The following is a 20,708-nucleotide window of genomic DNA, read 5'->3' on the forward strand; positions in this document are numbered from 1 at the left end:
GATAATATAATATTCATAATAAATGAAAAAACAATTATAGATAAAAGTATTAATTTTATATAATTTTTCTTAAAAAAATTCTTTCATTTACTATAATCCTATAACTAATCAATTATTGGATAATCATAACTAATATACTAAAAAAAAGCAATAAATTAAAATTATATAAATAAAAACTGCTGCTTTATTTATATAACTTTAATTTATTGTATATGAGTTATAGGTATGCATTTAAGTACTATTTAATTTCTTAAAAATAAATAAAATATTCAAAATATAGTTAAACTCTAAAAATCATCATATTTTAACTTTACTATATTCATATTTCTTATGAACTTCAATTACTTTGTTAATAATCTTTTTATTTTACTAATAATTAATACTATCTTTTTTTCTGATTTATATTATATTGTTTCATGGGTATTCCTCTTTGTTTATTTGAGGTAAATAAAACTATGAGAAATACCTGCTTTTTTAAAATAAAAAGTGGGCAATATCTATGACACTTAAACAAGTTTATAAATTAAAATATATTGTAAAAAATAGTTTTTAATGTTAAAATTAAAGTACAAATAGTATAAGTTTTTTAGAAATTTAATAAAATTAAAATAAATAAAAGAGGAAGCAATGAAATTTAGATGTTTAAAAAAGGATATAGTTAAATCTATCGGAGTTACAGAAAACGTTGTTGAAGGCAAAGTAATTTATAATATAGAAAGCAATGTGCTTTTTCATCTTGCAGGAAATATGCTTACATTAACTGCTACTGACGGCTCTGTTTGGGCTAGAAGCAGAATAATACTTGATGACTGCGAGGGTGAAGGTGCTGTAGCGGTATATGCCAAAAAGATAAGTTCTATATTAAAAGAGATGCCTGACGGACTTATTACTATCAATGTTGAAGAAAATGAAAAAATAAATATAGAATCTGAAAATGGAAAAACTAAACACTTAATCATAGGAATGAAAACTGATGATTTCCCAGCATATCCTGAGAGCAACGGAGATATAAGCTATATAATGCTTCCTACTAAAGAATTAGTTACTATGATTAATAAAACTATTTCTTCTATAGCTAAAGAACCATTTAAGCCTGCCTTAAGAGGTATATGCTTTGAAAAAACTGATTCGAAATTTCTTGCTGTTGCTACTGACGGTAGAAGAATGGCTGTAATAGAGAGAGAATTTGAAGGAGTGGAAAACGGATCTTTCTCTATAATAATAGAGCCTAAAGTATTAAATGAAATACTTGTTACTGCCAATTATGATGAAGTAGAACAGGTAAAAATGGGAGTAGATGGTCAGCAGGTTTATTTTCAAATAGGAAAATACGATTTTGTATCAAGCCTTATAGAAGGAAAATACCCTAATTTTAGACAGGTAATTCCAAAAGAGTTTGCATACAGTTTTAGAGTAAATAAAAACGATTTGCTTGATGCTATAAGAAGAATTGTACCTATGATTAATGATGTGCGTTCAAAAAGAATGATATTAACTGTTTCTGAAGAATCTCTTAAAGTAAAAGGTATTAACCAAGAAATGGGAGAATCTTTAGAAGAGATAGATATAAAATATTCAGGCGAAGAGCATTCTGTTGCTTACAATTATACATATATTCAAGATGTTATAAAACAAATTGATTCGGAAATAGTTACTTTTATGGTTAATAAAGATTCTAGCCCTACGATGGTAAAAGAGATAGAAAGAGAAGATTATTATTATATCATCATGCCTATGAGTATAGGAGAAGAGTAATTCATTTTAATAGGAAGTTATTATGGAAATTTTGGATTTATCTGTATTGGATAATGAATCAAAAAAACAGATAATAGATTTTTATGATTTACTGCTCAATAAACAAAAAAAGTATGGAAAAAATGATTTGAATAAATTTAGCGGAAGTCTAAAAATATTAGAAAAAGATCCATTAGAATTCCAAAAAGAAATAAGAAATGAATGGAAATAATATATTACTTGATACAAATGCAATTATATATTTTCTAAGCGGTAAATTTTTATTAGATAGTGAATATAATGTGTATACATCTATAATATCGGAAATAGAATTACTATGTTATCCAAAAATAACATCTAAAGAAGAAAATATAATAAAAGATTTTCTTAAAAGTATTGATATTCTAAATTTAGATAATTATATTAAAAATGAAACTATTTTAATAAAAAGAGAAATTTCTATAAAACTTCCTGATGCAATTATATTAGTTACTGCAAAAATAAATAATTTAATTTTATTAACTCAAGATTAATGAATATTAAAATACAATGGATATAAAAATATACAAATAAAAAAATGTTTCTAATAATACCTTATTAATCATAGTAAAACACTACTATTTTTAAAATTTTTAATATATAATACTTCCACTAATAAAATTAAAGGCTTAAATAAAAATGATACTCAAAGAACTTACAATTCGTTCTTTTAGAAATTATAATGAAAATGTATTTGAATTTTCTGATAAAATTAATGTGCTTTACGGGCATAACGGCTCTGGCAAAACTAATATACTGGAGGCAGTATATATGCTTGGTAACGGCGTGTCATTTAGGACAAGACTTGACAGAGAGCTTGTAAAAAACGGAAATGATAATTATTTTTTAAGAGGCATTTTTAGAGAAGATGAATTAAATTATGATACAAATATAGAAATAGCATATCAAAAAAAAGTAAAGAAGGTATTTCTTGATAAAAAAGAAATTTCATCAAGAAAGGATTTAATAGGAAGGATACTTTATGTTATATTTCTTCCTAATGATACAGATTTAGTTATAGCAGAACCAAAATTAAGACGCGATTATTTTAATATGCTTATATCAACAATATCTTTGGAATATTTAACTGCATTAATAAAATATAATAAACTCTTAAAAATGAGAAATGTTTGTCTAAGTACAAAACCAAATGAAGCATATATTTATAATAATGATATAGCAAAACTTTCTATTTATATAGCTAGTGAAAATAAAAAATATTCTTCTCTTTTAGAAGATAAAATGAATGAAATATATAAAAATATTTTCAATGATGAAAATCCTTATGCAATAAAATATCAGTCTACTATAGAAGATATTTTAAATGAAAATGAATATGTAAAAAAACTAGAAAATACTTTAAGCGAACAAATAAGAATGCGTACCACATATTTTGGAATACACAGAGCAGAGTATCAATTTTTTTATAAAGATTCACTTTCAAAAAAATTCTCCTCTCAAGGCGAGAAAAGAATGTTTACCCTTATAATGAAACTTGCAAGTGAGAAAATATTGTCCGAATACAGAAAAAAATCACCTATTTTATTAATTGATGATGCTATGCTCGAACTTGATAATACAAGACGAGATAACATACTTGAATACATAAAAACATTAGGACAGGTATTTATTACTGTTACAGAAAAAGAAAAAGTGAAAAACTTTGAAAATGGAAAAGTATTTGATATACCAAATATAAGAGTTTAAAAAATAAAATAAAGGACCTGTAAAATTAATAAAAAATATATTGTAAAATATAAATATACCTTACTTGATTTACTAAAAGATGAAAATATAAATCTCTCTGATATAGATACAAGTAATATGATTGATATGTCTTACTTATTTCAAGAGAGCAAAAGAAAAAATTTTGAAGGTCTTGAAACTTGGGACGTATCAAATATTACTGACATGAAATATATGTTTAATAATGCTTTATATTTTAATAAAGATTTAACTTCTTGGAATATAGAAAAATTAAAAGAGTTTGATGAAATATTTGATGATTCTTTTAAACATATAAAAACTATTTTAATGTTTTACAATGTATGTAAGAATAAAAAATATAAAAAGAAACTTCAAAGTATGCTTGAATGTCTTGATATAAAAGAAGTTTATACAGAATTAAATAATGATAAAATCAATTATAAGAAAAATAAAGAGTTTATAAAAAAACTTGAAAATGTTTATTATGAAGAATTAAAAGAATTAATTGAAAATAATAAAAATTAAAAAGTCTATTATATACTGAAAATTTTTAAGTTTGTCAACCGTGAACTGCGGCACCTTCCCGCACGGTATTGTTTATTCTTATCAAATGTCAACGCGACTGAACGAAGTGAGGAAGTACCCGAGACGAAGTCCGCCTGTGGTGAGGGTATGCGGCTGATTACCTATTTATTATACCAAATAAGTAATTTACTATACATCTAAAACATATTATGTTGATTACTAATAATACATTATGTTACAAATAAATTATAATTACATTTATAAATAATTAAAATTTTACAAAATATAGTTGTTTAGGTATATTTTAATAAAAAAATAATTCAATAAATAAATGCATTTGACAAATAATAATTTTAATTTAAAATCCTTCAAAATAACAAATCAATAAAAGTATAAAGAGTATTATATAATGCTTAAAAAAATAGTGCCAATTTTTCCTATACTAGCAGGCATACTATGGGGTGCTACTGGTATATTTATAAGAAAATCTGCGGAATTATCAATGAACAATATAACAATAGTATCTTCAAAAGCTGTAACTGCATCCGTTATAATGTTTGCATCAATATTATTATATAATAAATCATTAATAAAAATACATTTAAAAGACATATTCATATTTATATTCGCTGCTTTAATAGGAATGCTTGGAGTAAATATATTTTTTAATGAGAGCGTTAGTTTTTTATCTTTATCTTTAGCAGCAGTTTTATTAAGTCTCTCACCTATATTTGTACTTTTGCTGTCATATTTTTTATATAAAGAAAAAATCACATTAAAAAAATTAATATCTATTATATTAGCATTTTTCGGATGCATACTTGTAAGTAATATACTTAAATCAGAAATAAAAATATCATTATGGGGTGTAATAAGCGGACTGCTTGCTGCTTTTTCATATGCCCTTTACAGTATAATATCAAAAAAAGCTATGCTTAAAGGATATCATTCTCTTACTATTACTCTATATGCTTTTATATTTATTGCTATAATAACAGCACCTTTCGCTGATTGGAATTTAATTGCAGATTTAATAAAAAAAGATAATAATATATTTATTTTTATAATACTTCATTCTCTATTAGTTTTAATACTTCCTTATGTATTTTATACTATATCATTAAATTATATGGATACTGGAAAAGCCTCTATACTTGCCTCATGCGAACCTATTGCTGCGTCAGTATTTGGAATTATATTTTTTAATGAAATACCAGATATTTTATCAATTATAGGTATTATATTAACGGTTACAGCTTTAACATTATTAAGTATAAATCCTAATAAAAATTAATCATCTATTTTTACAATATGATCAATATTTTTAGTTCTTGAACTTTTGCAATAAGGACATCTTTGAGGGTTAATTTTAAAAATAAGTAAATTTACAGTATACTTTTTTCTTCTTAATGAAAATCTTCTTTTACAGCTTTTGCATTGATAAAAATAAGGAGGCTCATCTAATTTCATAAAATACCTTTGAAAAATTTGTTATTATATTTAAAATTATAAAAATCAATGTTTAATAATTATCGTAAAAATTTCAAAATATTAAAGATTAGAATTATTTTTATAATAAAGCACAAGCAATCTCACTACCCTAGAATAGCTTTTTACTCCATACTGCTGATTATTAGCTTTCAAATATGTATCATTAACTTTTTCACTTACTTTAGATAATTGTCCTGAATATCCCTGCCAAAACTCATAATATTTTTTTATTTCATCTTTAGTTTCGCTATTCAAATTAGATATCAAATGAGAATAATTTTCATCTCTCTTTATCTCTCCAAGTACATAAAGAAGTGCCTCAAAATTAGCAGAATATCTTACAAAAACATCTGTATTTTTAGAGCATGCCACATATGATATAAAATTAGCCTCGTCTTCATAAGCTATACCTATTTGATGTGCCATCTCATGTGCTATTGTAAATGGTATAGATACACTTGGAATAAGAATATTAACATTAGCTTCTGATGTAAAAGGAGAATATATACCAGTTATCTGCAGGTGTAAAAATAATTTTGATATTTTTATGGGTTTTGTTTTTGAATAATGCATATTAAGAAACTCAAAGTATTCAAACACCTTATTATATTCGCTTTCTACAATTCTATTTAATACCTGATAATTAGTATTAATATCAGTATATTTTATTTCATCTTTAAGATCATTAACATTTCTTATAAGCCTGTCAGCCAAATTATATATATCATCATCAGTAATACTGCTGTTGTCGGCATAATACTCTATTAAAGGCACTCTGTAATAATTAAGTCCCCATACTAACATAAAAACTATATATACTATTATTATGAAACATATAAAAACATATATAAAGTTTAAAACCGTTTTTATTTTTTCTTTAAAAGAAGCTATATTATGATTAAAAAAAGAATGCTTTAAAGCAATTATTACAAATAAAATAACTGCTATAATAAAAATAAAAAGTAAAACTTCTCCTATAGAAAAACTCACGTTAGAAGAGAGTTTATTTAAAGAACCTGCTATAGTTTTATATATAGTCCTAGAATAAAAGTTTTCTACAAAATTTTTAGAAAAAGTTATTATTTTTAATATAACAGCAATAAAAAAAGTGATAATATTAATGTTATTTTTAATTTCATCTTAATTAATATTATACTAAAAAAGAAAAAATTGTCAAAACTACTTCATTTTTTTTATGTCAGCATCCATTTTCTTTTTCCACAAATCATACATTTTCTTTTTTTCTTCAGACTCTTCAGATTCATTTAAATATACATGTATTCTTCTAAGAGAAGCTATTATATTTAGAGCCATTTTCATATCATCTAATCTTTTATCCTGAAGCTCATATTTCGTTCTGTACTGTTCAGCGGCTGCTGCCAATAATTTTTTTACAAGCTCCATCATTTTAACTCTGTATTTATAGCCTTCTATCTCAGGGCTCAAATCTCTGATATACGTTTTAAAATCTATCATATTTTTACCCAAAGTAGCAAATCTTCCTTCTATTTCAATAAAGTTCTGAAGCCATTTCGAGTTTTCACCATAACAGTATTTGAAATAATCTATAACATATCCAAAAGAGCAGATAAATTTGTATTTCCATTCATCTGTTAATTTATCTCTTAAATAATCATGTATCTCTTCATTTAAAGATAATGAATCATCAGTATGATTTCCGAAAACTTCTTCCAAAAGCATAATCGCCTTATTAACATAACGTCTTCCATCATTAAGCTGATTATCAGAACGCACATCTATATATTCTATGGCAATATAGCAGGTAGTTGCAATAAAAGAAGAAGCCTGAATATAGAGTACAGCGGCATCTATCTTTTTTCTGCATATTTCAAAATGATCCTCTAATAGTAATAAATCTTTCTCTACTTTTACTAATTTTGATTCTATACCAGCAAGCAGATCTTTATATTTATTCTGCATTCTAGTACATTCGGCTTTTGCTGCCTCGCTTATTTTTGCCATAATTACATCTCCACATTTTTATTGTCGGAAAACGCTTTGAATTTTTTAATTATTTAAACTAACAGGGATAGAAACAAAAAAAGTTGTTATTTTTAAAGAATCATTAACACTTTTTAATACCATACTTCCCCCATGAGCTTCAACTATTCTCTTAGATATAGCAAGTCCTATACCTACTCCATGACTTTTTGTAGTAAAAAACGGAGTAAATATCTTCTCTGCCAAATCTGGTTCTATATATGAATCTGTATTTTCAACTATTATATCTATCATAGATTCCCTATATGCATTATCATCAAATATGACGCTAATAAATGAACCATCTTTATTATCTTCTATAGCATCTATGGCATTAATAATAAGATTAAACACAACCTCATTCATTCTGTCATAATCCCATCTTACTGCATCTTCTTTTGTCATTTTTAAAGCATAGAATTTAATATTTTTACCGCTTTTTTTTATATATTCTTTTGAAAGAATAGTCAAATATTTTATCATATCATCAATTTTAATATTATCAATTTCCAAATTAATACTTTTAGCAAATGACAAATTCCTTCTAAGATAATTCTCCAAATTTTCTACTTCATTAGCAATTATCTGAGCATAATTTTTAATAGTTTCATCTTTGCTTATTTTTACAAGTCTATTTGCAAATCCTGCGATAGGTACTATAAAGTTTCTTAAATTATGTGCCATAGAAGAACTCATTTCTCCTATTATAGCCAAACTTTTTAAATCAAGCAACGTTTTCTGTGCTGCTTTAAGAGCATTATTATTTTTTTCCATCTCATTGTAAAGAGAAGAATATTCCAAAGCAACAGCCGCCTGCCTGCCAAACATCTTTAAATAATCAAGATCATCTTCAGGTATAGGCTTTCCATTATAAGGATTATCAACAACTATCATACCTATACAATTAACAGAGTTCATTATTGGTATAATGGCAAAAGGATAATCTCCAAATATATTGGTATATTTTTTTATTTGATTTACTTTATCATTATTATCTACATTTACTACATTGATACTATTTTTATTATTAAATACATCAAAAAAAAGCTGACAATTTTCATTATTAGGTATAACAGTATTTAAAAACTGCTGATTCAAATCCCATGCATCTTCAACACTTCTTTTATCAAAAGAAAGCATTAATTTTTCTCTTAGAGCATACTTGTCTAAGTTCTGCATGTTGCTCCATATCATTCCTGCATCCTGAGCATTTTTAGGTGCTACACACATACGCCCCCTAAATACATTAAACTCCTTATCATAAAGAAAAGCAAAAGCCCTATTAAAAGCAAATACATCTCCTATAGTAGTAATTGTCAGAAGTAAAAATAATATGTCCTCTGTCTTGGAACGCTCCAATAAAATATTGCTTATATCGTACAATGTGCTTAAACGAGACATATGCTTTGTATTTTTTTCATTAGCCTTACTTAATGCTATCATACTGTAATGTTCTGAAATTCTGCTTGATATATTAGCTAAAAGCGGATTAAATAAATTAAGATCATTAGAATCAAAATCTCCCAAAGGATTAACAGCATCTGGAATCTTGTCTATAACTACAATATAGCCTATACAACCTTTTTTTACTGGTATTCTATTGAAAAGGACTGATCTATTTATTATACCTTCAAATCTCTTATAATATTTGTTATTGGCCGCATTATTTATAAAAAATATGTTATTATCCCAATACTCCTCTATATAAGAATTATCTTCAAAAATAGAATAGTCAAAATTTTCTGGAAATCCGTAACTTGACCTTAAATACAAATTATTGTCTTCATCTCTAAGCCTAATAAAAGCCTTGCTTGCTGTAAAAATATTGGCTATATCCGAAGCTAAATTATTTAAATTATTTTCAAAATCATCTACATCGCTTAATTTCAAATAAAGTTCTCTAAGAAGTTTTAATTGTTTATCTCTTTCTTTGTATGTTACACTTTGAAGTACATTATTAGCATAAACAGCAAAATGACCTATAACATTTTTTATTTCATCAACTATTTCTCTGTAAAAATCAATCTTATTCTCTTTATTTCTAAACACAACAACACCTATGGGGTGTGCATAGAAAAATATAGGAAGTACAAAAATTGAAGCATAATTGGAAAAGACTTCCATATCTGTATGATTGATATTTTCACCTATAAAAACTTTTTGATCATATAATACATCTTTACAATGGCTGGCCTCTATAGGAAAATCTACTTTACATACATAGTATCTGTCTATACCATATACTCCCCTTAATATAAGATAATCACCTTTAGGAAAATATACCTCTCCGCAGTCAAATCCGTAATATTGACAAGTTTTCTCCAAAAATAAATCAACGACTCTGTCTATTTCATTGGTATTCTCGGCAAAAAGAAGCCCCATAGATAAATCTGAAAAAAAACTGTCTATCGATTTTCTCTCTTCCATAAAACAAACGCCTTATATAATTTTTTTATTCTCTATACCCAATAAGTTTCTTCTCTCAATGTAAATATTTTAAGCTCATATGGCAATATTTTTACAGTATCTATAATATTATTAACTACATTCTCAAAAGAGATATCATACTTAATACCATATTTATTAGCATCAAGCAGCCTTTCTTTGGAGGTAATATTTATAACTATTAAAAGTTTCTCCTTGCCGTCCAAGCTGTATTTATAAAATTTCCTAAAAGGATCTTTTTTAGTATTTTCTTCCTTACTATTATCATCATAATATTCATGATGCTCATGATATTCATAATTGAGATTATTTTCGCTTTCTTTTTTTAATTTTTCAATTTTCTTTTTTTCTTCTATATCAAGAGAAACTATTTCACCGCAGTCTGCTAGTATATTATTCTGTTTTACATATTTAATAATATTTTTGATATATTCGCTTAAATCATAGCTTATATTCTCATAATCTTTCTCACTTCCGCCTACAACATTGCATCTGTTGATAAATCCGTATTCATCGCCTGTAGTTATCATCCACATATCACACACTATAGCCGTAAATAAAAAAGTCTGCTTTACTCTCCAAATATTTCCGTCATACTCTGTAATAAGTCTTTTAGTATCATGATTGCTTGGAAAAGCTATTTGTCTGCATTTTTTACGTACCAAATCATATTGCTCTACAAACCATTCTCCCTCATAATCCCACCATTTGGCACTGCTTGCCACATAATCAAACCCTGCATCTATAAGTTTTTCTGTATCATCAATAGAACAGCCTAAACTCTCTGCAAAAAATATAACATTTTTATTGTGTTCTTTAGCATTATCTATCAAATATTTCCATAATTCTTTAGGAACTTTATATGCCGCATCGCATCTAAAACCTTCAAATCCTAAATCAAGATTATGTTTTATCAAATCATTCCAATAATACCATATAGGATTTAATATTTCATCATTATTTTCACTGTTATTACTTTCTTTATTTGTTTCTTCTTCATCTTTTTTATTAGGATCTCTCTTATTATTGAATATAGCCAAATCGCCCCATTCAATCCACTTACCATTATCCCAAGCACCGGGCGACTGCAAAGCTCCATCTTTAGTTTTGTACCATTCTATATGCTCATAAGTCAAATTACAGTCTTTTGAAGAATGATTGATAACTAAATCTATCATAACTTTAATCTGCTTACTATGACAATAAAATATAAAATCTCTCAACTCTTTTTCAGCTATATTTTGACTGCTGCTTGTAAAAAATGAAGGGTTATACTGATAATAATATTTAGTAGCATATAAACTGCCGCTGAAACCAGGATATGTAATAGGATTTATATATATCCATTCAAAACCCATAGACTTGATTCTATCAACATGACCGTACCAATTTTTTATATGCCCTAAAAGTGGCGGAAACAAATTATATCCAGAAACTCTCATTCTTATAATTATATACGAATAATAAAAAAAACAACTTTTTATAACGATATTTTAATAATAAAAACACTATTATATTTATTAAGTTTGTACTCTATGAACATTTGAAGAACATTATAAAGTTTAAAATTACATAATAGTATTTTTACATTTCTACAAATAATAATATAAAAAGTATATTATATTTATTTAATAATTAAATTGATTATTTTATAATCATCACATTATAATACTTTTACAAAATACAAGTTTCACTCAATTATACTAAAAATATATTTGTTTCAAAATTAATAATCAATATTTCACTAATTTATTTTTGAGTATTTTTATTAAGCGTAGCTTTGAGCAGATAAACATATTAATTTAGACAACTCATTTTTTACAAAATTTAATTGTTTTAGTATATAATATTGATTTTAATTGTTTCTATTATATAATAAACAATATAGTTTTTATTAGGTATAATATTATGCGTATATTAGTTTATGATTCATCTTTACAGATAAGAGACAGTCTTATCAGCATTCTTATAACTGCAGGATATGAAGTAGTAGCAGTAAAAGATAAAAAAAGCATACTATCTATGTTTGGAAAACTTCCTTTTACTGCAGCCATTATAGAAGTTAATGAAAGTGATGAAGAGATTGCAGACATATTAGAAAAAATATATTTAGATGACAGGTATAATGTCCATGTTATAGTACATATTGAAAATCCGAGTAAAGAGTTTTTCAGCAAGATGATGCGTATAGGCGTTTCTGGATTTTTATTAAAGCCTTTTAATGAAAAAGATTTTTTAAACAGATTTAGCTTACTTTTAGAAAAAGCAAATATTAAACCTAAAAAATTAAAGCATATAGTAATTAATGATTTGGATAATTTTAAATTAGTATTTAGGCATGACGGAGTAAGGCAGATACTTCATGGTATGATAATAGAGATGTCACCTGTGGGGTTAAAATTTATTATGCCGCCTGAAGAGGCAAGTATAGAAGTGGGACATATTATTAAAAATGCTTCTATGGCTATAAGTTCATATAAAATAAGTTTCTCTATAATAATAACTGAAAAAATAGGTAATGAATATATAGGAACTTTTGATGAATTATCTGCATTTAATTCTAAACTAATATGCAAGTTTATATACGATAAATATATAGAAAAATTAAAATAAAGGATAAAAGCTATGATAAAGGCATTAACTATAGCAGGATTTGACGGTTCGGGAGGAGCTGGAATACAGGCAGATTTAAAAACTTTTTCGGCATTAGGCTGTTACGGGATGTGCGTACTTACTGCACTACCCGTACAAAACACACAGGGAGTGAGAAACTGTTATGGTATAGAATTAAAAGCCATAGAAGAACAGTTATACTGCATATTTGATGACATCATACCAGACGCCATTAAAATAGGAATGCTTTTTAATAGTAATATAATAAAATTAGTAGCGGACTTCTTGAAAACTCATGCCAAAAATATACCTATTATAGTTGATCCTGTTATGGTGGCAAAAAGCGGGGACAGGCTATTATTAGAAGAGGCTGTTGCTAGTTTGAAAAGCCGTATACTTCCAATATCTACTGTAGTTACTCCAAATATACCAGAGGCTGAAGATTTAACTTCAAGAAAAATAAAAACCGATGAAGATATGATTAATGCTGCAAAAGAAATACTAGATATGGGGGCAAAAAATGTTATGCTTAAGGGCGGACATATGGAAGGAGAGCTTTCGAGAGATTTGTTTATGAACAGAGAAGGCAAAGAGTTTTTGGATGCCGTTAGAATAGACACAAAAAACACACATGGCACAGGCTGTACATTATCGGCAGCTATTTGCAGTTATATAGCACATGGAAAAACTCCGCTTGAAGCCTGCAAACTCGGCAAAGAATATTTATTCAATGCCTTACAATCAGCCAAAACCGACAGCGTTGGAAAGGGTCATGGTCCAGTAAATCATTTCTATGACGCTTGGAAGCATTTGGATATATAATAAATAAATTGTTTTAATAAAAATTGTGAGCCTCTGGGAAGTTTACTTGACAGAGCCTTAAAGCGAGCAATTTTTATTTATAATAAAAGCATTTGGTTTTATAATTTATAAAACAATTTTTACATTATCTTTATACTGCTGTAAAGACACATTAATAGTAATAGTCCAGCCGTCAATATATACCATACCGCTTTCTATCATATCTTTAAACTTCTGCTTGTTCTCATCGTTTTTTATAAGAATTTCAGAGTTAGTAATATAATATCTTTTTATATTATCATCTTCTATCATATAAGCACAATTTTCTATAATAGGTGTAAGTTTAGACACTGGAGAGTTTAAACCTACATTAATAATCATATTATATATTCTGCTTAAATCAGTTACCCCATTTAATAAAAGTATTATCTGCTTGTTTTCATCTTGTTTTTCAGTATTGATATCATGCAAATCAAAAACCTTATAACCTATATCAATTTTTTTATCATCAAACATATTATTGCTTTCTTTTAGGTTTTGAATTATTTTCTCCCCAGCCCTATTAACACGTTCGACAGTGATTGAAGAAATCACAGGCTCAAAGTTATTATCAATACAAAAATCATAAGCAGCCGATTTTTCTTTTTTAATTTCCTCATCAATCTGACAAAGAATAAATTTTCTGTTTCCGCCGTCTTCCGCATTAATCTCCATCACCGCATGTGCTGTAGTACCCGACCCAGCGAAAAAGTCGAGAATAATACTTTCTTCAAATTCATTACTAGAAAGTTTAGTTATAAGTTTAATTAAATTTAGTGGTTTAGGTGTATCAAAAATTTTTTTATTTTCAAATATTGAAAGTATTTCTTTTGTGGCATCAGTTGTAGTACCATATTCACTAAATATAGTTCTAGTTTTTATAATTTTATTTTTATCTAACATTTCATCAAAATATATAACTTCATATGGTGTCAATCTATTCTTTGATATTTTCCAATAAATATGATCTTTATCTAATTTCTCTGGTTTTTTACGCCAACAACCATCTTCTCCATTTGGAGCAATCGGATAAAAATCATTTCCATTTGGATCTTTAATTTTATAATATAGAGTTGGTCTATCAATCCTTAAAGAATGATTTCCCCATTTTTCAAGTTTTAATAACTTTGCTTTTCTACCATTTATAATATGTGTATATTCTTTTTCATCATGTTTTTCTTTAATATCATTTATATACCAATCTTTTTTAGAATAAGATAAAATATACTCATGTTCTTTTGAAAAATCATCTGAATCTTGACTTCCACCTTTCTTTTTTTGCCATATAATATTTTGTATAAAATTATCCTCGCCGAAAATTTCGTCGCATAAAAGTTTTAAATTCGCCTGTTCATTATCGTCTATGCTTATAAAAATGGCTCCGTCATCTGTTAATAAATCTCTTGCTAGTTTTAATCTAGGGTACATAAATGTAAGCCAGCCGTTATGCGATTTTTTGCTTCTTTTAAAGATAAACTCCATTCTGTCATATTCTTCTTTTCCTATATCCTGAAGTCCTAAAACCTCAAGTTCTTCTTTATCAAATCTATCTGGATATAAAAAGTTATCAGTATTAGTATTATAAGGAGGGTCTATATATATACATTTTATTTTACCGCTGTAGTATTTTTTTAATATTTTTAAGGAGTCTAAATTGTCGCCTTTTATTATCATGTTTTCTGTTTCATCAAAGTTTTTACTTAACTTTTCATTGATAATCAATTCTTTTTCTGTTTTTTGTCTGTATTTAGCCTTTGCCAAATTTCTGCCTATAAAGTTTAAACCGTATCCGTTTTCTTTATAGTTTATTGCTGACTTACTATTTAAAACTCTCTTTAATTCTTCAATATTTATTTCACCGTCTTTATAGATAGAAGGATAATTATTTTTTAAAAACTCTAAAAGCTGATTTTGTTCTTCATCTATTATTTCTCTTGTGTCTATTACATCAAATCCCTGTTTTTCAAATTCTTCCTTTTTAGTCATTATTTATTACCTCCTCTATCATATCATAAAGCTGTGATTTATTTATTCTCTTCTTATAATAAACTTTAACATCATTTGAATTATTTTTATTTAGCTTTTCAAAAAATCTATATGCAAAATCTATTTTTGATTTTTCATCTGCTGGTATTTCTTCTTCTGTATTATAGCCTTTGCTTTCAACTATTAAAAATATTTTCTTACTGTTATCTTTTTCTATTGCATAGCAAAAATCCGGACTGTAATTGCCTAAAGGTGTAGGTATTGAAAGTTTTGGCATTTTAGCAAATATTGTTATATTATTTACTTTAGGATCATTAAGTATTATGCTTCTTTCAAACATGCTGTCATATTCTATAATATCTTCAAATATCCATTCTTCCTTTAAACTGAAATTATCTGCTTTTTCCTGATTTTTTCCAAGACTTCCTGCTTCTAATTCATTTTTGAAATTTCCTTTTTTATCATACATTACATTAGGTTTTATTCTACCTTCTATAAAATTATATTCAATAAGGGTTTTCATATCTCCTATCAAGGCATTTTTTATTATAGATAATATTTCTGCTTTGGCATAATTAATATTGCTTTCTATTTTTTCTTTTAATTCTTTATTGATACCATTTAATATTTTTACTATAAATGATATAGGCATTTTTGATTTTTCAGCCAATTCTCTAGCTAAAAATACATAATTAATATTTTCTTTATATTCATGAGAACGCACTATTTCTTTATTTATAGAATTATCTTTTTCTAAATTATCCATATCCCAGACTAATTTTACTGTTTTAAGAGAGTTTTTTTCTATATCTGATTTGTTTATTTTTTCTATTATAGAGTTTAACAATATTTCTTCATTCTCCTCGTTTAGTTCATTTATATAATAATATGCCTCTTTAGATATATAATCCCATAATTTTTTAAACTCTTCTATCTTTTCACCTTTTATTTTTAGATTTTTTCTTTCTCTTAATTTATTACCGTTTGTAATATAATGCTCCATATCCTCATCAAAAATTTTATAAGCATATTCAAGCATTGATTTTTCTTCTTTATCTGTAATTTTATCTTTTAATTGAGAAAGTTTATTAAAATAATCATCTGCCTTTTTATAAATATCAAGTCCTTTATCATCAACCTTTTCTAAATCTATTATTAAGTCATAATATAATAAAAACTTTTCAAACTTTCGTATATTAGTTTCTATATTATTGACTTTTAATCTGATGTTTAAATCTGTTCTTGTAAACTCATCATATAAAACAGGTGAATTATCAACTATCTCTTTTTGAAGACTTTTAATAAAATCTGCCTCATCACCAGAAACAACCACATCTAAATTATTGCATTGCCAAAAACTATTTTTATCTTTAAATGTATCTATAGTTAATCTCTCACCTTTCTGATTAACACATATTCTTAACCCCCTTCCAACCTGCTGTATTTTTGATGTATGGCTTCCTCTGTTGCTCAATTTACAAATAGTAAATACATTAGGATTATCCCAACCCTCTTGTAATGCCCAAACAGAAAATATAAATCTAGTCTGTGTTTCAAAGGATAGTAATTTTTCCTTTGATTTTAATATTAAATCTACTCCATGTCTTATTTTCTCATCATCATTTCCTTTATCACCTGAAAAATATCCTTCATGAACTTTTAATTGTCCGTCCTCATAATCTTTATATAAATATTCTAAATACTCTTTATATTTTTCATTATATTTTAATTCATTTATAGTTTTTTCTCTAATTATTTTATACTCTTCTTCAAATATTTTTTTTACATCTGTGTATTTTTCAGCATCTTCTAAATCTCTTCTATATTCTGCAATATACCTTATAAAAAATAATGATAAAGCTTTAATACCCTGAAGAAATAATTTTTTTCTTTTTCAAAATGAAGTTCTATACTCTCTCTTATCATCAATCTTATATTATCTTCTTCTAATAAATATTCAGCAAAATACTGCTCTCCATCTGATAAAATAATATTGGATTCTTTACTCTCTTTTTTTTCATAATTTATTTTTATTATTTCTTCACCGTTAAATTTATCTCCAACAGTTAAATCTTTATAAACAATTTCACTATTAATATTACTTTTTATTTTTACTATATCTTTTTCTATAGATAAAATTATGTCTTTATTATTAGAAGTTTCATTATAGTATACAGTTATTTTTTTTACCAAGTTATTTTTAAATGATGATACTCCATCAAGTTTATATGCTATATTTGAAAGTTCTATTATATGATCTTTTTTATCTTTACTTTTTGGAAATGTAGCACCAAATCTCAAAAAATAATTATTAAATCCATTAAAATATTTAGAAAATGCTTCGCCTGCAAATTTATGGGGTTCATCAATAATAATAATAGGATTAAGTTCTTTCAAAGCATCAAGATAAGTTATAATTCTATCATTAAAGAAAGTTCCCTCTATTATCCTATTTAATTTATTTTCTTTATTAGTAAATGAATGAGGAGTTAATACTAATACAGAAAAATTATCATTATCTAAAAATCTGTTTATAACTGATATAGAACCATCATATATATTTACTTCTATTTCTCTTTCCCTGAAATTTGAATATATTGATTTAAAATAGTCTTTTGTTATTTCAAAATTTTTTTTAGTACCCTCTCTTATAGCTAAAGACGGCACCAATATAATGAATTTATTATATCCAAAATTATGATTAAGCTCAAACATAATTTTGATAAATGTAAAAGTTTTTCCTGTACCTGTTTCCATTAATATATCTATGTTTTTACTATTAGATACTTTATCCTGCTTTATGCATTTATTTAATGAATACTCAAAACTAAATCCGTCTTCTAAATTATTGAATATTGATACTATATTTTGTATGCATTCTTCTTGATATTTTTGTTCTGTAAATTGTAACTGCATTATTTAACTTCTCTAAATTATTGTGTACTATTTCGTTACGATTATCGTCAAGTTTACATAATATATTTAGAGATTTATTTTTACTTCTTCTTAGGCAAATGCTTTATAATCTGACCTTCAAGCTGTATTGATTTTTGTTTAGCATCATAGCCCAAAATCTTACCGTACACTTCTATATAGTTTTTAGGCTCTAATGTTACAGTTACATTCACTATCAAATCGGCAACACCAGCAATATCTTTGTCATTAGTGTCGTAAATTAATATTCTTGCTTTCTTTTTAGGTATGCCATCAATGTTAGTCTGAGTTACTCTGTTTACATCGGCTTTCCATTTCACATATCCGCCATTGTATAGATCGTAATTCTCTGCAACTGTAAGATAGCTAGGACTTTCTCTGAATATATTGTAGTCTGGTGCTATTATAAACTCTTTTAACACTCTAAATCTCTCTTTTAGGTATTCGTTAATATCGCTTTTTAATGCACCGTTTATTATCATAACAGCTTCATTAACAGATGCACTTCTCATATTGTTTTTAGCCTTATCAAACATCTCGGCTACTTCACGCGGTGAATATGTAGGACTTTTTGCACTCTCTGGAATCTTTCCATCTTCAAGCCCTTCAAATAAGTAAACATTCTCTAGTTTTTCTCTTAACTCTTTTTGGTCTTTGTCAAGAAGTACATATCTTATCTTTGGGTATAATCTGTCTATTGCAATATATGAAGCAAATGTGAGTATAAATGCTATTGGAATGAGAAGAATAAATTTTGATACTGCTATTTTCTTTTTGCCTAGTAAATATGCTCTGGGATTAATCTCATCGCCTCTGGCATTATTAGTTAAAAATCTTATTCTCTCTATATTGTCTTTTGCAACTTTATTTTCAGGCTCTAAATCTAATATTCTAAAATATTCTCTCAAAGCATTTTCTCTATGCCCGTTATTGAGACTTATATACGCCTTTGCAAGCATACCGTTAATACAAAAACTGTCTTCTCTAAGAGCTTTTCTTGAAAGTTCTTCAGCACCATAAAAATCTTTTAAAAATATATCAGCAAATGAAAGCATAGCAAGTGCATCTGCATCATTTACAATTCTAGATTTATTACTTAGAAGAAACTCTTTCGCTTTTTTATACTTCTTTTTTTTGATTAAAGTATATGCTGTAGAGGCTATTTTGCTTTTCATAATATAGATTACAGTCCTAGTATTAAAATGTTAACATAATTATCGATATTATGATAACTTTTATTAGCATTTTTTTATTATGTAAACTTATATATTATATTATTATAAAAAACAAGGCATTTTTTATTGACAAAAAAACAATATGATATATTTTATTGCAAAATAATTTGGGGATAAAGCCATGTATTTTTTTAATAATTTAATACGAACAGTTATGTTATTAGCGGTATTTGTAATATTATTTTCATGCAGTAAAGATACTCCTAAAAAATCATCATTAGTAATATACTCTCCATCATCAAGAGATTTTATAGACCCATTGATAGAAGATTTTAAAAGCAAAAATCCAAATATAGATGTGGAAGTTATTATAGCAGGTACAGGTGAATTAATAAAAAGAATAGAAACAGAACAAAATGATCCTCTATGTGATGTTTTAATGGCTGCTAATATTAATTTGGTTAAAAATAATCAGAATCTATTTGAAAATTACACAACAACAAATGAAAATGAAATAATAGACAGCTATAAAAATGCAGAAGGTTCAATGACTAGATTTATGATAAGTCCAAGTGTATTAATAGTTAATACCAATATTATAGGCGATATAAAAATAGAAGGATACAGTGATTTAACTAATGAAAAGTTAAAAGGAAAAATAGCTTTTAATGATCCTTCTTCGTCATCATCATCTTTTAAACATTTAGTTACTATACTATATACTATGGGTAAAGATGATATAAATAATGCTTGGGATTATATAGAAAAATTATGTTCTAATTTAGACGGTAAATTATTAGCAGGTTCTTCTGCCGTATATAAAGGAGTCGCTGACAGTGAATATGCTGTAGGACTTACTTTTGAAAATGCTGCTGCTAATTATGTAGCTGCTGGATCACCTGTAAAATTAGTATATATGAAAGAAGGTGTTATAATGGAGCCTGCTGGAATATACATTATAAAAAATGCTAAAAAACTTAGAAAATGCCAAAAAATTTGTAGATTATATGACTAGCTTTGATACTCAAAAGAAAATGAATGATGAGCTTAATGCAAGAGCTATAAGAAAAGATTTAGGAAGCTCCCCTATTTTAGTAAATATAAATGATATTAATGCTATTACAGATAATGATGAATTAGAGGAAATAGATAATTTTGTGAAAGAAAATCAGGAAAATTGGCTTGAGCGATTCAAAACCATTATAGAAAATTTATAAT

Annotated in this window: 17 protein-coding genes and 1 pseudogene; 9 read left to right on the forward strand and 9 right to left on the reverse strand. The window is 26.3% G+C overall.

Annotated elements, in window-relative coordinates; genetic code table 11:
- Positions 1-627 precede the first annotated feature (627 nt).
- The 6 genes from dnaN to KQ44_RS07935 all read left to right on the forward strand — a co-directional run bounded on the left by dnaN (position 628) and on the right by KQ44_RS07935 (position 5,299).
- Entirely contained in the window at positions 628-1,755 is a 1,128-nt protein-coding gene (gene dnaN / locus KQ44_RS07910; protein WP_096736947.1) for a DNA polymerase III subunit beta, read from the forward strand.
- A 22-nt stretch (positions 1,756-1,777) separates the two neighbouring features.
- Positions 1,778-1,966, forward strand: coding sequence for a hypothetical protein (locus KQ44_RS07915; RefSeq protein WP_013113461.1), 189 nt, complete (start codon positions 1,778-1,780; stop codon positions 1,964-1,966).
- Positions 1,953-2,267: a type II toxin-antitoxin system VapC family toxin gene (locus KQ44_RS07920; RefSeq protein ID WP_096736948.1), complete on the forward strand. Its 315-nt coding sequence runs from the start codon at positions 1,953-1,955 to the stop codon at positions 2,265-2,267. The genes KQ44_RS07915 and KQ44_RS07920 overlap by 14 nt, the downstream gene beginning before the upstream one ends.
- Before the next feature lie 145 nt (positions 2,268-2,412).
- Positions 2,413-3,480, forward strand: coding sequence for a DNA replication and repair protein RecF (gene recF, locus KQ44_RS07925; protein ID WP_096736949.1), 1,068 nt, complete (start codon positions 2,413-2,415; stop codon positions 3,478-3,480).
- Positions 3,481-3,567: 87 nt separating this feature from the next.
- The gene (locus KQ44_RS07930; RefSeq protein WP_276307055.1) at positions 3,568-4,005 is read left to right on the forward strand and encodes a BspA family leucine-rich repeat surface protein; all 438 of its coding nucleotides are present in this window, start codon (positions 3,568-3,570) and stop codon (positions 4,003-4,005) included.
- A gap of 409 nt (positions 4,006-4,414) precedes the next feature.
- Positions 4,415-5,299, forward strand: a complete 885-nt coding sequence (locus KQ44_RS07935) for a DMT family transporter (protein WP_096736951.1) — start codon at positions 4,415-4,417, stop codon at positions 5,297-5,299.
- Here the strand turns inward: KQ44_RS07935 and KQ44_RS07940 are convergent.
- The 5 genes from KQ44_RS07940 to KQ44_RS07960 all read right to left on the reverse strand — a co-directional run bounded on the left by KQ44_RS07940 (position 5,296) and on the right by KQ44_RS07960 (position 11,384).
- Entirely contained in the window at positions 5,296-5,475 is a 180-nt protein-coding gene (locus KQ44_RS07940; protein ID WP_096736952.1) for a hypothetical protein, read from the reverse strand. The genes KQ44_RS07935 and KQ44_RS07940 overlap by 4 nt on opposite strands.
- An 81-nt stretch (positions 5,476-5,556) precedes the next feature.
- Positions 5,557-6,486 (reverse strand): DUF3810 domain-containing protein, encoded by a 930-nt coding sequence (locus tag KQ44_RS07945; protein WP_240516552.1) that lies wholly within the window; start codon positions 6,484-6,486, stop codon positions 5,557-5,559.
- 189 nt (positions 6,487-6,675) lie between these two features.
- On the reverse strand, positions 6,676-7,479 hold the full coding sequence (locus KQ44_RS07950) for a hypothetical protein (protein ID WP_096736954.1): 804 nt from the start codon (positions 7,477-7,479) through the stop codon (positions 6,676-6,678).
- A gap of 45 nt (positions 7,480-7,524) precedes the next feature.
- Complete coding sequence (locus KQ44_RS07955; RefSeq protein ID WP_096736955.1) at positions 7,525-9,924, reverse strand: ATP-binding protein; 2,400 nt, start codon at positions 9,922-9,924, stop codon at positions 7,525-7,527.
- 32 nt (positions 9,925-9,956) lie between these two features.
- Positions 9,957-11,384, reverse strand: coding sequence for an alpha-amylase family glycosyl hydrolase (locus KQ44_RS07960; RefSeq protein WP_096736956.1), 1,428 nt, complete (start codon positions 11,382-11,384; stop codon positions 9,957-9,959).
- Between the two features lie 466 nt (positions 11,385-11,850).
- Here KQ44_RS07960 and KQ44_RS07965 point away from each other — a divergent pair, with 466 nt between their 5' ends.
- Together KQ44_RS07965 and thiD are read left to right on the forward strand one after the other, a co-directional pair.
- Positions 11,851-12,555: a response regulator transcription factor gene (locus tag KQ44_RS07965; RefSeq protein ID WP_096736957.1), complete on the forward strand. Its 705-nt coding sequence runs from the start codon at positions 11,851-11,853 to the stop codon at positions 12,553-12,555.
- A 12-nt stretch (positions 12,556-12,567) separates the two neighbouring features.
- Positions 12,568-13,377 carry a bifunctional hydroxymethylpyrimidine kinase/phosphomethylpyrimidine kinase gene (gene thiD, locus KQ44_RS07970; RefSeq protein WP_096736958.1) on the forward strand — a complete coding sequence of 270 codons (810 nt, stop codon included), beginning with the start codon at positions 12,568-12,570 and terminating at the stop codon, positions 13,375-13,377.
- Between the two features lie 105 nt (positions 13,378-13,482).
- Here thiD and KQ44_RS07975 read toward each other — a convergent pair whose 3' ends face one another.
- The 4 genes from KQ44_RS07975 to KQ44_RS07990 form a co-directional block, all read right to left on the reverse strand.
- Positions 13,483-15,381: a site-specific DNA-methyltransferase gene (locus KQ44_RS07975; protein WP_096736959.1), complete on the reverse strand. Its 1,899-nt coding sequence runs from the start codon at positions 15,379-15,381 to the stop codon at positions 13,483-13,485.
- Entirely contained in the window at positions 15,374-16,855 is a 1,482-nt protein-coding gene (locus KQ44_RS07980; RefSeq protein WP_096736960.1) for a hypothetical protein, read from the reverse strand. The genes KQ44_RS07975 and KQ44_RS07980 overlap by 8 nt, the downstream gene beginning before the upstream one ends.
- Positions 16,856-17,220: 365 nt before the next feature.
- Complete coding sequence (locus tag KQ44_RS07985; RefSeq protein WP_096736961.1) at positions 17,221-18,297, reverse strand: DEAD/DEAH box helicase family protein; 1,077 nt, start codon at positions 18,295-18,297, stop codon at positions 17,221-17,223.
- Between the two features lie 80 nt (positions 18,298-18,377).
- Positions 18,378-19,490, reverse strand: coding sequence for a hypothetical protein (locus KQ44_RS07990; RefSeq protein WP_096736962.1), 1,113 nt, complete (start codon positions 19,488-19,490; stop codon positions 18,378-18,380).
- Between the two features lie 181 nt (positions 19,491-19,671).
- On the opposite strand from KQ44_RS07990, the pseudogene KQ44_RS07995 reads away from it, so the two are divergent.
- A pseudogene (locus KQ44_RS07995) lies at positions 19,672-20,707 on the forward strand (ABC transporter substrate-binding protein).
- Position 20,708: the final 1 nt, after the last annotated feature.

Origin of the sequence: Brachyspira sp. G79 (assembly GCF_002379365.1) — a bacterium.
Lineage (GTDB): Bacteria > Spirochaetota > Brachyspiria > Brachyspirales > Brachyspiraceae > Brachyspira.